16 protein-coding genes are annotated in these 13,810 nt (G+C 69.0%); 6 read left to right on the top strand and 10 right to left on the bottom strand.

Annotated elements, in window-relative coordinates; genetic code table 11:
- The first annotated feature begins 45 nt into the window (after positions 1-45).
- A complete protein-coding gene (locus tag ACLJOO_RS22975) occupies positions 46-1,212 on the top strand; it encodes an NAD(P)/FAD-dependent oxidoreductase (protein WP_410789333.1) in 1,167 nt (388 codons plus the stop codon).
- On the top strand, positions 1,212-2,138 hold the full coding sequence (locus ACLJOO_RS22970; RefSeq protein WP_410789332.1) for an ornithine cyclodeaminase family protein: 927 nt from the start codon (positions 1,212-1,214) through the stop codon (positions 2,136-2,138). The genes ACLJOO_RS22975 and ACLJOO_RS22970 overlap by 1 nt, the downstream gene beginning before the upstream one ends.
- On the opposite strand, the gene ACLJOO_RS22965 is transcribed toward ACLJOO_RS22970, so the two are convergent.
- The 4 genes from ACLJOO_RS22965 to ACLJOO_RS22950 form a co-directional block, all read right to left on the bottom strand.
- Positions 2,135-2,878 (bottom strand): SDR family NAD(P)-dependent oxidoreductase, encoded by a 744-nt coding sequence (locus ACLJOO_RS22965; RefSeq protein WP_410789331.1) that lies wholly within the window; start codon positions 2,876-2,878, stop codon positions 2,135-2,137. The two genes, ACLJOO_RS22970 and ACLJOO_RS22965, sit on opposite strands and share 4 nt — an antisense overlap.
- Positions 2,875-3,354 (bottom strand): SRPBCC domain-containing protein, encoded by a 480-nt coding sequence (locus tag ACLJOO_RS22960; RefSeq protein ID WP_410789330.1) that lies wholly within the window; start codon positions 3,352-3,354, stop codon positions 2,875-2,877. The genes ACLJOO_RS22965 and ACLJOO_RS22960 overlap by 4 nt, the downstream gene beginning before the upstream one ends.
- Entirely contained in the window at positions 3,351-3,665 is a 315-nt protein-coding gene (locus ACLJOO_RS22955; protein ID WP_410789329.1) for an ArsR/SmtB family transcription factor, read from the bottom strand. Before ACLJOO_RS22955 ends, ACLJOO_RS22960 begins: the two co-directional genes overlap by 4 nt.
- 65 nt (positions 3,666-3,730) lie before the next feature.
- Entirely contained in the window at positions 3,731-4,384 is a 654-nt protein-coding gene (locus ACLJOO_RS22950; RefSeq protein WP_410789328.1) for a hypothetical protein, read from the bottom strand.
- 189 nt (positions 4,385-4,573) lie between these two features.
- Here ACLJOO_RS22950 and ACLJOO_RS22945 point away from each other — a divergent pair, with 189 nt between their 5' ends.
- Entirely contained in the window at positions 4,574-5,620 is a 1,047-nt protein-coding gene (locus tag ACLJOO_RS22945; protein WP_410789327.1) for an iron-siderophore ABC transporter substrate-binding protein, read from the top strand.
- Here the strand turns inward: ACLJOO_RS22945 and ACLJOO_RS22940 are convergent, their stop codons facing one another.
- Entirely contained in the window at positions 5,621-6,958 is a 1,338-nt protein-coding gene (locus ACLJOO_RS22940; RefSeq protein ID WP_410789326.1) for an aromatic amino acid lyase, read from the bottom strand.
- Complete coding sequence (locus ACLJOO_RS22935; protein ID WP_410789325.1) at positions 6,958-7,971, bottom strand: ornithine cyclodeaminase family protein; 1,014 nt, start codon at positions 7,969-7,971, stop codon at positions 6,958-6,960. The genes ACLJOO_RS22940 and ACLJOO_RS22935 overlap by 1 nt, the downstream gene beginning before the upstream one ends.
- Positions 7,972-8,034: 63 nt before the next feature.
- Here ACLJOO_RS22935 and ACLJOO_RS22930 point away from each other — a divergent pair, with 63 nt between their 5' ends.
- Positions 8,035-8,739: a hypothetical protein gene (locus ACLJOO_RS22930; protein WP_410789324.1), complete on the top strand. Its 705-nt coding sequence runs from the start codon at positions 8,035-8,037 to the stop codon at positions 8,737-8,739.
- On the opposite strand, the gene ACLJOO_RS22925 is transcribed toward ACLJOO_RS22930, so the two are convergent.
- The 3 genes from ACLJOO_RS22925 to ACLJOO_RS22915 form a co-directional block, all read right to left on the bottom strand.
- Entirely contained in the window at positions 8,736-9,113 is a 378-nt protein-coding gene (locus tag ACLJOO_RS22925) for a pilus assembly protein CpaE (RefSeq protein WP_410789953.1), read from the bottom strand. The two genes, ACLJOO_RS22930 and ACLJOO_RS22925, sit on opposite strands and share 4 nt — an antisense overlap.
- Before the next feature lie 94 nt (positions 9,114-9,207).
- Positions 9,208-9,576, bottom strand: coding sequence for a hypothetical protein (locus ACLJOO_RS22920; protein ID WP_410789323.1), 369 nt, complete (start codon positions 9,574-9,576; stop codon positions 9,208-9,210).
- Positions 9,577-9,595: 19 nt separating this feature from the next.
- The gene (locus ACLJOO_RS22915; RefSeq protein WP_410789322.1) at positions 9,596-10,318 is read right to left on the bottom strand and encodes a M15 family metallopeptidase; all 723 of its coding nucleotides are present in this window, start codon (positions 10,316-10,318) and stop codon (positions 9,596-9,598) included.
- Positions 10,319-10,494: 176 nt separating this feature from the next.
- Here ACLJOO_RS22915 and ACLJOO_RS22910 point away from each other — a divergent pair, with 176 nt between their 5' ends.
- On the top strand, positions 10,495-11,853 hold the full coding sequence (locus tag ACLJOO_RS22910; RefSeq protein ID WP_410789321.1) for a sensor histidine kinase: 1,359 nt from the start codon (positions 10,495-10,497) through the stop codon (positions 11,851-11,853).
- Positions 11,850-12,590, top strand: a complete 741-nt coding sequence (locus ACLJOO_RS22905) for a response regulator (protein WP_165546714.1) — start codon at positions 11,850-11,852, stop codon at positions 12,588-12,590. The genes ACLJOO_RS22910 and ACLJOO_RS22905 overlap by 4 nt, the downstream gene beginning before the upstream one ends.
- 148 nt (positions 12,591-12,738) lie before the next feature.
- Here the strand turns inward: ACLJOO_RS22905 and ACLJOO_RS22900 are convergent, their stop codons facing one another.
- A complete protein-coding gene (locus tag ACLJOO_RS22900; RefSeq protein ID WP_410789320.1) occupies positions 12,739-13,755 on the bottom strand; it encodes a helix-turn-helix transcriptional regulator in 1,017 nt (338 codons plus the stop codon).
- Positions 13,756-13,810 lie beyond the last annotated feature (55 nt).

The following is a 13,810-nucleotide window of genomic DNA, read 5'->3' as shown; positions in this document are numbered from 1 at the left end:
TCAAAGTGGTTCAACTGACGGGGGCGATCTACCTGGAGGAGGGTGATGGTGGCTGAGGTTCCTGGGTTGGCGGATGTGGTGATCGTCGGCGGTGGGGTGATGGGGACGAGCATCGCCTTCCACCTGGCCGAGGCCGGCGTGCGGGATGTGGTGTTGCTGGAGATGAACGACCTCGGCTCCGGCTCCACCTGCAAGGCGGCCGGTGGTGTCCGGGCGAACTTCTCGGACGAGGTCAACATCGCGCTCGGCGCCCGCAGCCTGGAGTCGTTTGCGCGGTTCGGTGAGCGGCCCGGGCAGGAGATCGACCTGCACCGGGTCGGGTATCTGTTCTTGCTGGACAGTGCCGAGCAGGTCGAGCATTTCCGCGAGAGCACCGCACTGCAGAACAGGTTGCAGCAGACCGCGGGCCTTCCGACGCGGATGATCTCCGTCGACGAGGCGGTCGCGCTGGCGCCGATCGTCGCTCCGGACGGCTTGGTCGGCGCGTGCTTCTCGCCGAGCGCGGGGCATTGCACACCGGAGTCCGTCGTACTCGGGTACGCATCGGCCGCCCGACGACTGGGTGCGACGTTGGTCACCGGGTGCGAGGTGTTGGGGATCGATGCTTCCGGCAACCAGTTGACAACGGTGCGCACCAACCACGGCGAGGTTCGGACCGGGACGGTGATCTGTGCGGCGGGTGCTTGGTCCGCGCAGGTCGGTGCGATGGCGGGGGTCGAGCTTCCGGTGGTTCCGTTGCGGCGGCAGATCGTGGTCACCGAGGCGGTCCCGGGACTACCGGCCACTCTGCCGATGACGATCGACTTCGGTACGACGTTCTACTTCCACCGCGAGGGTCCCGGGCTTCTCGTCGGCTTGTCCGATCCCGACGAGAAGCCCGGATTCCACCTGAACCGGACGGACGCGTGGATCCCCCGGCTGACCGAGGCGATGGCACAACGCGCACCTTCGCTCCTCGACATCGGGCTGACCGGCGGCTGGGCCGGTCTGTACGAGGTGACCCCCGATCACAACGCCCTGATCGACGAGGCGGACGGCATCTCGCGATTCCTTTATGCAACAGGGTTCTCGGGCCACGGTTTCCTGCAGGGCCCAGCCGTCGGCGAGGTGATTCGCGACCTTTACCTTGGCCGGGAGCCGTTCGTCGACATCACTCCGCTGAGCGCCGACCGCTTTCTCTCCACCGTCCGCCCCGAGCGGAACATCGTCTGATGACAGCGCTCCTGACCCGGTCGGACGTCCGGCGAGTGCTCGACGTACCTGCTGTGCTCGAGGCGTTGCGTGCCGGGTTCCTCCAGTCGAGTGAGATCGAGCCGCTGCGGATCCGGACCGATCTCCCTGGTCCCGGTACGGCGACCGCGCTGCTGCCGGGCGTGATCCCGGGCATCCCGGCGTACACCGTGAAGGTCAACGCCAAGTTCCCCGGCGCCACGCCGGCCCTGCGCGGCGTCGTCTGTCTCCACGACCTCACCGACGGCACGCTCCTCGCCGTCCTCGACAGCTCCACCATCACCGCCTGGCGCACCGGCCTTGCGGCCGCGATCGCCACAGATGCGCTGGCTCCAGCAGGAACAGTTGGTGTCATCGGGACCGGAGCTCAGGCTGCGATGGCGCTTGCCGGGTTGGTCGCGCTCCGGCCGGTCGACCGCCTCGTTCTGCACGACGTCGTACCGGAGCGCGCCTCGGAATTCCTTGCTCGGCAAGGGATTCCGGGTGTGGTGGTGAGCAGCCCGCGGGACGTGGCTGCGGCGGCCGAGGTTGTCGTGCTGGCCACCTGGTCCCGGGAGCCGTTGCTCACCGCGGCCGATGTCCGACCTGGTTCGCATCTCACGACGTTGGGCGCTGACGAGCCCGGAAAGGTGGAGCTGTCCGCCGACTTGCTGGCAGGCGCCCGCGTGATCGTCGACGATCGCGCGCTCGCTGCGCGAATGGGTGCCTTGGGCAACGTTGGACTGTCGGCCGATACAGCCCACGCGACGCTGACCGAGGTACTGACCGGAGCCATCGTCGGCCGCCGGTCGGCGGATGACGTCACCGTGTATGCGCCCGTCGGACTGCCTTGGCAGGATCTGGCGATCGCGTGGCCCGTCTACCAGGCGTCGAAGGGCAACTCCCGGACGATCGACTTCCTGGGTTAGTTGACGACGGCGCCGGCGGTGAGGTTGATGGCGGTGCCGGTGATGGAGGCGGCGCAGTCGGAGGCTGCGAAGGTGGCGATCGCGGCGACGTCGGCGAGGGTGGCGGCGCGGTTGAGCATGGTTTGGGCGGCGGTTTGTTCGGCTACCTCGCGGCGGAAGTCCTCCGGGTAGGTGTCCGGGTTCGACTCCGGGATGCCGTTGGTCTGCAGCGTGATCACCCGGATGCCATGCGGGCCGAGCTCGCAGGCCAGGCTGCGTCGCAGCGCCTCGACAGCACCGAACCCTGCCTGGAAGGCGCCGAGGTTCGCCGTCGGGTCGCCGTACCCGCCGAAGGTCAGGATCACGCCGGATCCTTGCTCGACCATGCGCCGGGCGGCCGCGCGGGACGTCAGGTAGAAGGTGCGCAGCATGTTCCGCACCGGTTCCTCGACGTCGGCGAGGGACATGTCGATCAGCGGCGTACCGAAGTACTGCGTGTGGCCGATCAGGTTGAACGAGATGTCGATCCGGCCGACCGCGGCGGCGTGGTCGTCGACCGATCGTTCGTCGAGGGCGTCGACGACCGCGACCTCGGCTTTGCCGCCCGCGGCGCGGATGTCGTCCGCGACCCGTTCCAGGCGTTCCGCCGTACGGCCTGCGAGCTGGACGGTTGCGCCCTCGGCGGCGAACGCCTTCGCGACCGCGCCGCCGATCGGTCCGGCCGCGCCGTACACGATCGCCTGTTTGTCGTTGAGCATCATGAGTTGGCCTCCTTGGCCAGTTCGGTGACGAGGTCGTCGAGTTGCCGCATGGACGCGCGGATGCCGCGCTCCATGCCGCCGTCGACGTACAGGTCGCGGTCCTCGACCGCGAAGAACACGGTGTTCTGGGTCAAGGTGGTGACGCCGTCGGCCTCGTCGAAGGTGATCAGATTCAGGTAGACGGTTCCCGTTGCTTCGTCGAACTCGTAGGTCTGCACGATCCGCTCCGGCGTCGGCTCCCCGTGGTACAGCCCGTGGAACACATAGCCCTTGCCGTCGGCGTCGTAATGCGTCCACCGCCAGCGACCGCCGTGCTGCGGGTCGAGCTGGTTCACGACCAGCTCGAGCCCGGCGGGACCCAGCCAGCGCTTCACCAGGTCGGGCTCGGTGTACGCGCGGAACAGCAGCTCCCGCGGCGCCCGGAACTCCCGGATGATGACGACCTGCGGCACGCCCGGCTCGGCGATAACCTTCACGACTCCTCCTTGAGGTCGTCGAGCAGATCGTCCAGACGGTCGAAGCTCTCCGCCCAGTAGGCGCGGTAGTCCATCAACCAGCCGACGGCGGTCCGCAGCGGTTCGGCCTCGAGGTGACTGAGCCTGGCCGTCGCCCGTTGCGAGCGGCTGATCAGCCCGGCGTGCTCGAGCACCTTCAGATGCTTGGAGACGGCCGGCTGCGACATGCTGAACGGCGCCGCGAGCTCGGCGACCGTCGCGTCCCCGTGCTTGAGCTGGGTCAGGATCGCCCGGCGGGTCGGGTCGGCGAGCGCCGCGAAGACGCCGGTCAATCCGTCTTCATAACCAAATGGTTTCAGAACCATATGGTTAAGAATCCTGCTGATCGCCCTTGCTGTCAACCAGGCGTCTGCTCCCAGTTGGCCGGATCGCACCAGGCCGGGTCGATGCCGCGGTCGATGCAGTACTGCCGGAGGAGTTCTTCCCGCGTCGACGGGCGACTGGTCGGACGCGACGGCCTCGCAGTCGCCGTACCGGTCGTCCGCGTCGGCGTGGGCGTCGGCGTGGTCCGCTCGGTGGTCTTGGTTGCGGTCGGCGTCCGGGTCGGGCGTTTGGTCGGCCGCTGGGTCGGTCGGGACGTCGGACCCTCGCTCGGCACCAGGATCGTCCGCGGCACCAGCGGCGGGGTGGACGTCGTCCGCGGTACGACGGGACTCGCCGAGCTGACCGCCGGACCCGGAGACGGCGATTCCTCGACGAACTTCACCACCGCCGAATCATCCGGTCCGCCGAACTGGCCGATCACGAGCACGGCCCAGAGGTTGACCCCGGCGAACACGATCATCGCCGCGGCGGCGGCGTACGCGGCTCGGCGGGACGGAGCGCCGTACCGGCCGATCGGGCCGAGGACCGGCTCACCCTTGCCGTCGACCCAGAACCGCCAGCCCTCCGGGGCCGGCGGCCAGGACGGATCCGGGCGCCAGGTCTTCGGCGGGACCCAGCTGCGCCGGGGCGGGGAAGGCCAGCTCGGCGGCACCACGAACCGCTTCAAAGAGAACTCCTCCACTCACCGACGCCGATCCCCCGCACCAGGCCAACGACACAGACCCGCCGCAGGCTACTTGCGGCTTCGCCACGATCTGCGTGTCGGCTGGCTTTTTCGATCAACCATCTCGCGGACGCGGGTCTTAGTCAGGTTAGGCTTACCTACATCTGACGCCCTTCGGAGGAACCATCCGCCATGGCTTTGTCCCGTATCCGGTCCGTCGCGACTGTCGCGATCGCCGCTCTCGCTCTGGGCACCGTCCTTGCCGCGTGCAGCCAGGACGACACCCAGAAGTCCGCCGCGAGCACCGGCGACACCGCCGGATTCCCGGTGACGATCGATCACCTGTACGGCTCGACCACGATCAAGGCCAAGCCCCAACGGGTGGTGACGCTCGGCGGCGGCGACCTGGAGGCGGCCATCGCGCTCGGCGTGGTCCCGGTCGGGGGCGCCGACTGGTTCGGTGACACGCAGGTGCGCGGCTGGGTGAAGTCCGCGCTCGGCGACCGGCCGGCTCCGAAGCTGATCCAGGCCTACCAGCCCAAGTTCGAGGAGATCGCCGCGCTCAAGCCGGATCTGATCGTCTACGTCAACACCATCAACGACAAGAAGGAGTTCGACACTCTGAACGCGATCGCACCGACGATCGCGGCGCCGGCCGGGACCAAGAACGTGTACGGCGTGCCGTGGCAGGACCAGGTCCGCGAGATCGCGAAGGCGACCGGTACGGCGAGTGCGGGCGAGCAGGTCGTGAAGGACACCGAGACGCTGCTGACCGACACCGCGAAGGCGAATCCGGAATTCGCCGGCAAGGTCATCACCGCGGGCGTGTACTCGGCGAACAGCCTGAACGCCTGGCTGCCGTCCGACCCGCGGATGCGGCTGCTCACCTCGCTCGGGTTCAAGACGAACCCGCAGATCGACGCGATGGAGAACGGCGACTTCTACGTGAAGATCTCGCCGGAACTGACTCCGAAGCTGAACGCCGACGTGATCTTCATGGCCGCGCTGGACGGCGCCGGAAAGCTCGATCCCGCGGTCGTCAACGACAAGGTCTGGAACGCGCTGCCGGCGGTGAAGGCAGGGCATGTCGCGTACTGGGGCGGCGCGCCGGTGATCAACACGGCGACGCCGAGCGGTGAGTTCTCCAGCGCGATGTCGATCGGCGGACCGCTCGGGATCAAGTACGCGCTGCCGAAGCTGGTCCCGATGCTGAAGAACGCGCTGGCCGGGAAGGGCTAGCTAGAGCACGTCGGTCAGGAGCCTGGTCAGGTCCTTGCCGAACGGGCGGTCCGCGTCGATCGGAGGTACGACGGCGTCGACCGCCCGCATGACGTCGTGAAGACCTGGCGGGATCTCGCGGGCCGAGAGCGCGAAGGCCTGCCGTACGGCGAGCAGCTCGCAGGCGGTCGTCTCGCGGGTCAGGCGGATCGCTTCGCCGAGGTTGCCGACGGCTTCCCAGGAGAACGTCTGCACGTCTTCCTGACCGTTGGACGTCTCCGCCGTACTGATTGCCGTGGGCAACGTCAGGCGGCGGAGCTGGTGGGTGGTCGCGACCGCGCGTTTGTGGACGGCGACCAGACCGGCTTGCGGACCTGGTTCGCGGGCGAGTTGAGCGGTGAGGCCGGTGACGTTGGGGTCGAGCAGGCGGTGCAATCGCGCCGCTGACACCTCCGCGGCATGCGCCAGTGCGGTTGTCAGGTGATCGCAGTGCGCGGCGAGATCGATCCCGTGAAAGCCGGCGGTCCCGACGAACTCGCCGTCGAGGTACGCCGGGGAGTCCGTCACACCCGTGAATGCTCTCTCCACCGCGTCATCCAGGTGCTGCAGGGTGCGCCGAAGGTGAGCGTTCACGTGCCCCGCGACCCGGAACGAGACCGGTGCCTGCAGGCTCCGCGGATCCGGCTCGGGACCTGCCAGCTCTCGAAGCCTTGCGAGCTCGGCGCCCAGCACGTCGTCGCCGCGCGCCGCGTGAGGCTGATACGGATCCCGGTTGGCGGCGACGACTGCGATCGCCCCGGCTGCGATGGTGGTGAGGTGGTCCGCCAGCCGGTGCGTTCTGGTTGCGTGGAGGGCGGCTCGGCCGGTCGCGCCGGGGATGCCTGCCAGTAAGGCGATGCCTTCCTTGGGTCCTGGGTCCAGGGAGGCGAAGGCGTGCGCGAGCGGGATGATCTCACCTGCGGAGCCGGCACCTTCGGCGGGGATGTTCGGCAGCGGGCCGTTGTTGATGAGGGCAACCAGCTGGTGGGTCAGTTCTACCGATACGGCCGCATCGCCGGTGAGGAAGGTTTTGAGGCGGCCGATGAGGACGGCGCGGGATTCGTCGGGTGGGAGCCAGGGTGGGCCGCCGACGGCTCTGCCTAGTAGGAGGTTGCGTTGATGGACCCGCTGCTCGTCTTCCGTCAGGCGGACCTTGCTCAGGTTGCCCATGCCGGTGTTGACGCCGTACACCGGTTGGCCCGAGCGGAGGGTGTCGAGAGCGGCGGCGCGGGTCGCGGCCAGACGGTCGAGGAGAGCAGGTGCGAGCTCGATCTGCTCCGGGCTGGCCGGGTCCAAATCACTGGGGTCGTTGACGATCATCAGTGGAAGCGGAGCATGGTGCCGGCATCGGTGGCTTCGGCTCGGCGGAGGATCAGGTGGGCGATCGCGACGTCCAGCAGGGACAGGCCGCGATGCCAGAAGAGGTTGCGTTCGGCGTCGTTCTCGCGGCCGGGTTTGCGGCCCGCGACGATCTCCCCGACCTCGGCGTACAGCGTCTCGGGCGACAGCCGCCCGCTGTCCACGTGCCGGCGCAGCGACCCGAACCGCCCGGACTGCGCCTCCCGCCAGTCGTCCACGACCACCTTGTCGATCACGTCGAGCAGATCGAGCTCGACCGCCGAGATCGTCCCGTACGGTACGACGAACGCGCCCGGCCGGACCGCCGCCGTCCGCAACAGCGGCTCGGGCTCGGTGAGACGGGTCGCCTCGACGAGTACGTCGGCACCGTCGAAGGCCTCCTCCGCCGTTGCGCACACCCGGACCGGCGTGGTCAGCTCTGCGGAGAGCTCCGACGCGAACTTCTCGCGGGACTCCGGCCGCCGCGACGTCACCCGGATCTCGTCGAGGTCGAGGAGGTCGTCGAGCATCGTCACGTTCCACCACGCCGTACCGCGGGCGCCGGCGTGCGCGAGGATCTTGCTGTCCCGGCGGGCCAGGTGGCGGGCGCCGACGGTCGTCATCGCGCCGGTACGGGCCGCGGTGATCATCGTCGCGTCCAGGACCGCGAGCGGTACGCCGGTGGTCGGATCGAAGAGGGTCGCCATCGCGAGCTCGCTGGGCAGGCCCTTCTGGTAGTTCGGGACGAAGTCGCCGACCACCTTCACGCCGCTGACCCCGTGCTCACCGAGGCCGTCGAGGTGCCCGCGGAGCACGTTGAAGTGGCCGATCCCGCCGTTGTTCGGCATCAGGTGCATGCGCGGCTCGAAGCTCGTCCGGCCCTCGCCGTGCTCGCGGACCGCATCCTCCACGGCGTCCACGATCTCCAGCCTGGTCAGCCCCAACTCGTCGATGTCGGGGCCGCTGAGGAAGCGCAGCCAGATCCCGTCCGTCACGTGGCTCCTTCGGTTGCCGTCGGTCGATACTTTAGTTTCAGGCCGTCACGCTACGTTCGGAGCATGGGGTCTACGACTGCGGATCGCACGGTGATCGGCCACTCCGCCGCGGACAAGACGTTGCTGTTCGGCGGGCTGCCGCTGGCCGGGCTGGTGCTCGGGTTCTTCCTGCCGCGGATCGCCGACTGGGCGGCCGGGCGGCAGTGGGTGCCGTTCCAGGGCCCGCTGACGCTGATCGCCGAGTGGGACAGCTGGTGGGTCGTGGTGATCTGCGTGGCCGTCGGGCTGGTGGCCGGCGTACTGCTGGCCGGGATGGCGCTCGACGACACCTTGAAGGTGACGATCACCAGCCAGTCGGTCGAGTTCCTGAAGAACCAGAAGACCGTGACGGTGCCGCGGGTGAAGGTCGCGGTGGCGTTCCTGGACGGGAAGGAGATCGTCCTCCAGGATGCGGCGTCCCGCGAGCTGGCCCGGGAGAAGCACGACCAGCTGAAGTCCGAGGCGAAGCAGATCCCGGCGGCGTTCCGCGCCCACGGCTACCCGTGGTCGGATTCCGGCGACCCGCACGAGTCCGAGTTCCGCCGCTGGGTCGAGGCCGACCCGGACCTCTCGCCCGCGGCGAACGCGCTCCTCAGGGCTCGGTCCAAGGCCTTCGACCAAGGCGACAAGGGCAAGGCCGACCTGCGGGAACTCCGCACGGACCTGGCCAACCTCGGCTACAGCGTCAAGGACAAGGACAAGAAGCAGTACTGGCGGGCAACGCCCTAAGCGCCGAGCAAGTGGATGACGGCGTCTGCGTACGCCTGTTCGGCGTCGGCGGAGGTGTGGGTGCTGCTGGTGAGGGTGACTCGGTAGCCGTCGGAGGTGGCTTCGAGGGACTGGAAGTGCGAGCCGAGGAGAGCGCGGAGCTGCTCCTCGCGCGGGAGCCAGATGACTTCGCGTTGCTCGATGCTGTCCAGGGCCCACTCGGTGGTGCCGTTGAAGCCGATCACCTTGCTGCCCTGGTAGTCGTGCACCTCGACGGTCATGTCGCTCACCACGAACACGTCATCGTCCATATCTCGGTCCGGTACGACGAAACGATCCCCGGCCGCCGGTGTCCACAGCACCCCGGCCTTGCGCAGTCGTCCGGCCTGCTCCATCGTGATCACCCCTCCATCCTCCCCACGGCACGCAAACTCCGCAGGTCCACGCGAGCCGCCACCACCGAGTGCGGCTCGCGCGGAGGATGCGGGGTCAGCGTGCGAGGGCGGTGCGGAGCTCTTCGGCGCGGTGGGCGATGCGGTCGCGGCACTCGGTGGTGAGCGGCAAGTCGATCAGAGCGGTCGCCTGCAGGTGGCTGAGGGCGAACTCCTCGCGCAGACGTCGTACGGCGGTCGCACGGTCCGCGGATGCCCGCAGTACCGCTGTCACCTCGTCGCGACGCTCGAACGCGGCCAGTACGCCGTCGTAGATCTCCAGCTGCGTATGCGCGGAGCGGTCCGGCTCGGTGGTCGTGCGCTCGGCCCTGTCGCTGGTCCGAATCACCTGGCGCCACAAGGCGGGTACGGCGAGCCGGGCGCGGGTGTAGCGCCGGGTGAGGGGCTGTGCGTAGGTCATGGTCATCTCGGTTTCCCCCTTGTGATCAATCTGCCTTGGCCACCGCGTGCGGTTCCCGCGGCGGGCACTTCTTGCCGGGCGTTGTGAGCGCCTCGAAGTGCCAGGGTTCGTTGTCGTACCGGCGGCATACGCCGTACCGCCAGCCGTTCTTGTTCAGCCACGTCATCGCGGCCGCCGGACCGATGTCCACGGCCTTGCCCTGCACGTGGGCGGAGTACTTCGGCGGCAGCACCCAGCGCGTCGCCAGCTTGTACGACCCGTACTTCTTGATCGCCTCGTTCAGCAGCCGCTGCTGCTTCGCCGCGCTGCGCCGGCCGGAGGTGATGCTGATCCGGACGCCGTCCGCCTTCGCGGCCGCGATCGCCTTCGTCAGCCTCGACTTCAGCTTCGGCGAGAGGCCGTCGATGCTCTCCTCACCCGATACCAGAGTCGGCTGCTGGGTCTTTTTCTGGGTCGCCTTCTTGGTGGGAGTCGCCGTGGTCTCGGGAGGAGTCGACGGGGTCTTCGTCGTACGGCGGGACGGCGTCGGGGTCACCAGCCTCGTGGTGGTGGGCGGTGCACCGATCGCGGGCGCGCCGACGGTCGACACCACCGGCTCCTTGTCCGCACCCAGGCCGAGTACCTCGCCGACCTGCGCGTGCCACAGCAGCAGCGCTCCGGCGACAGCACCGACCCCGACCACACCGATCACGGACAGCAACCGCGTCCGCGCCTGATTGCTTGGGCGCGACGGCAGGTCGTTGCTCATGGGGTACAGCCTCTCGGATCCGGGTGGGCGGCACATCGGTCCCAGGGACCGTTCTCACGTCCCATCTGTAGCCCCTGAGTATCAGTTCGGACGCCGAGCCTCCTCCAAAAGTTGGAGAGCGTGCCCCTCCGGGCAGATGAAGCTTTGGCAAACACAGGCTGACTACGCTGGGCGACATGATGAGTGTCTGGCGCCGATTGTCGCAGGGGCAGCAGGATGTGCTGCTCGCGGCGTTCATCGGGCTGGTCTGGTTCGTCGTGCTGAACCTCATCAACGGCACCGGTCTGCGTCCGCACAACCCAGCCGTCTCGGTCGTCACGGGCGTCTTCCTGGTCGCCACGGTCGCCCTCGTCCGGCGGATCCCGCGAACTATGCTCCTGGTCGTCTCGGTGCTGTACCCGTTCCTGTACGCCGCGGCCGGCACCGGCCTGGCGGCGCAGCTCGGGCTCACGATGTTCGGTCAGCCCGAGATCAGCGACGCGGCGCTGCAGTCGGAGATCCACCTGGTCCCGCTGCTCGTCGTCGGGTACCTGGCGGCGTCGGCCGGCGTACGGCGGTTCACGTGTCTGTTCTTCACGATGGGCAGCCTGGCCGGGTTGATGATCGGGCTGCCGGCCGTGGTTGCGATCGTCCTCAGTCATGTCAACCGCGACATCCTGCGGGGCGATCGGTACCAGAGCCTCCCGCGGGATGTGCCGAGCCTGTACTCGTACATCGACGTGTCACTGTTCGTGTTCGCGGAGGCACTGATCTGCGGGATGGTCCTGCTCGGTGCGGACGCGCGCCGGCGCCGGAAGTCGGTGGCCCTGCTCGAGCAGCGGAACGCCGAACTGGTCCGGCTGCGGGCGGTCGAGGCGGAGCGCGCCGCGGTCGCGGAGCGCACCCGGATCGCCCGCGACCTGCACGACGTGATCTCGCACCACGTGAGCGCGGTCGTGATCCGGGCGCAGGCGGCGGACCGGGTGGCCGACGAGCGACCCGAAGTACTGCGGGAGGCGATCCGCTGGATCATTGCCAGCGGCAAGGAAGCGCTGACCGCGATGCGGGAGACGGTGCGGGTGCTGAACACCGCGTCGCCGCAGATCGCCGGCGACACCGGATCCGGCGGCGGCACTGCGCCGGTGCCGGACCTGGCCGACGTGGCGCGGATGGGTGAGCGACTGAAGGCGGTCGGGATCGACGTGACGATGGAGCTGCCGCCACGGCAGCGGCAGCTGACGTCGGCGACCGACCTGACCGCGGTGCGGATCATCCAGGAGGCGCTGACGAACGTGATGGTGCATGCCAAGGCCAGCGCGGCGCGGGTGACCTGGCAAAGTGGACCGCAGGGCGAGCTGCTGACCATCGACGACAACGGCAACGGCGGGCCGCCGCCCGTGAACGTGCTGGAGACCGCGCGCCGCAAGGAGAGCGGCCGCGGCAACGGACTGATCGGGATGCGGGAACGGGCCACAGCGGTCGGCGGCACCCTCGCCGTCGCGGCCGGCCCCTTGGGTGGATGGAGAGTGCAGGCATGGCTGCCGCCGCAGAAGTGAGCGAGCCGATCCGGATCCTGGTTGCCGACGACCAGGGGGTGATCCGGATGGGCCTGGCGATGATCCTCGACCACGAGCCGGACCTGACCACGGTCGCGCAGGCCGAGAACGGCGAGGAGGCGCTCCGGCTGATCGAGCAGCACGACCCGGACGTCGTCCTGATGGACATCCGGATGCCGGTGATGGACGGGCTGGTGGCCACCGAGCGGATCACGACCGCCAACCGGGAGGCGGGCCGGGCGCGTCCCGCCGTACTGGTGCTGACGACGTTCGACGACGAGGCGTATGTACTGGCCGCGGTCCGTGCGGGAGCGTCCGGGTTCCTCTTGAAGGACACGGATCCGGACCTCCTGGTGTCCGCGGTACGGGCGGTTCACCGCGGCGACTCGCTCGTCGATCCGGCCTCGACCCGCGTCCTGCTCGAGCGCTGCATGGAACTGGAGCGTCAGGTCGACGGCGGTACGGCGATCAGCACGCCGGCGCAACCGGATGCGCGGTGGGCCGGGCTGCTGTCACACCTCAGCGAACGTGAGCGCGAGATCCTGGTCTGGATGGCTCGCGGGCTGTCCAACCGCGACCTCGCGACCAAGCTGTTCGTCAGCGAAACCACGGTCAAGACCCACGTGAGCTCGGTCCTGTCGAAGCTCGGCCTCTCCAGCCGGGTCCAGGCCGTCGTGGTCGCCTACGAGGCCGGAGTCGTCCGGCCGGGCGAAGCGGATGTGCGCTGGGATTCCTAGGTAAACAGCACGACCCCGACCGCCACTACGGCAAGCAGAATCACAACGGTCACAGCTTGGCTCAGCACCGACGCCTTCTGGCGCCGGGGTAGGAAGTCCCCAGTCATGCTTCAAGAGTTGCTCGCGAAGCGTCGCCACCCATCGGCCGTCAGGATGGTTCTGGTCTACTACCTGAGGATGACTGGTCGTTGCCAGGGGCATCCGAACGGCCAACCGGCCCGGCCGCGCGGTGCAGCCGGTCGGCCAGTGCGGTGAGGGCGGCCGACAGCTCCGGCGCGTCGATGACCTCGAAGTCCACGTCCAGCAGACCGAGGTAGAGCGTGAGCATGTGCGGGGTGTCGGAGCCGACCCTGATCTGGCAGCGGTCCGGACCGAGTTCCTCGATCTCGACGGGCAGCGGGAGCTTGGCGCGGACGTCGGCGGCCGGTGCGTGCAGCAGCACGCGGGCGTAGTACCGCCAGGTCGCGGTGCCGACGCCGCGCTGCAACCTGGCGGCGACCTCGGCCTCCGGCAGCTCCCGGGGTGTGAACCGCGGGCCGCCGGGGATCTTCGGCGTGATCCGATCGGCCCGGAACGTCCGCCAGTCGTCGCGCTCCGGATCCCAGGCGATCAGGTACCACCGGCGTCCCATGACGACCAGCCGGTGCGGCTCGACCTCCCGGCTGCTGGCCCGCCCGTCGTAGCTCGCGTAGTCGAAGCGCAGCCGGTGCTCGGAGCGGATCGCGGCCGCGATCGCGATCATCACGTCGGCATCGACCTTCGGCCCGGTGCCCGGTACGGCGAGAGTCGCCGACTGCAGCGCGCTCACCCGATGGCGCAGGCGTGGCGGCAGGACCTGCTCCAGTTTGGCGAGCGCACGGATCGACGTCTCGCCGATGCCCTCCACTCCTCCGTTGGCGGCCGTGCGCAGGCCGATCGCGACCGCCACCGCCTCGTCGTCGTCCAGCAGCAACGGCGGCAACGCAGCACCTGCCCCCAGCCGGTAGCCACCGGCGAGTCCGGGCGCGGCCTCCACCGGATAGCCGAGCTGCCGTAGCCGGTCGACGTCGGTGCGGATCGTACGGGTGGTCACTCCGAGCCGCTCGGCCAACTCGGGTCCGGCCCACAGCGCGCGGGCCTGGAGCAGCGACAGCAACCGGAGCAGGCGAGCCGACGTGTTCAGCATTTCTCCAGGATGGCCGACATTGCGGAAGAAAGTCTTCCGCAATGGCTTCTACGGT

Origin of the sequence: Kribbella sp. C-35 (assembly GCF_046549195.1) — a bacterium.
Classification (GTDB): Bacteria; Actinomycetota; Actinomycetes; order Propionibacteriales; family Kribbellaceae; genus Kribbella.
The sequence above is the reverse complement of the archived record's forward strand: the minus strand, read 5'-3'. Positions and strand labels throughout refer to the sequence as shown.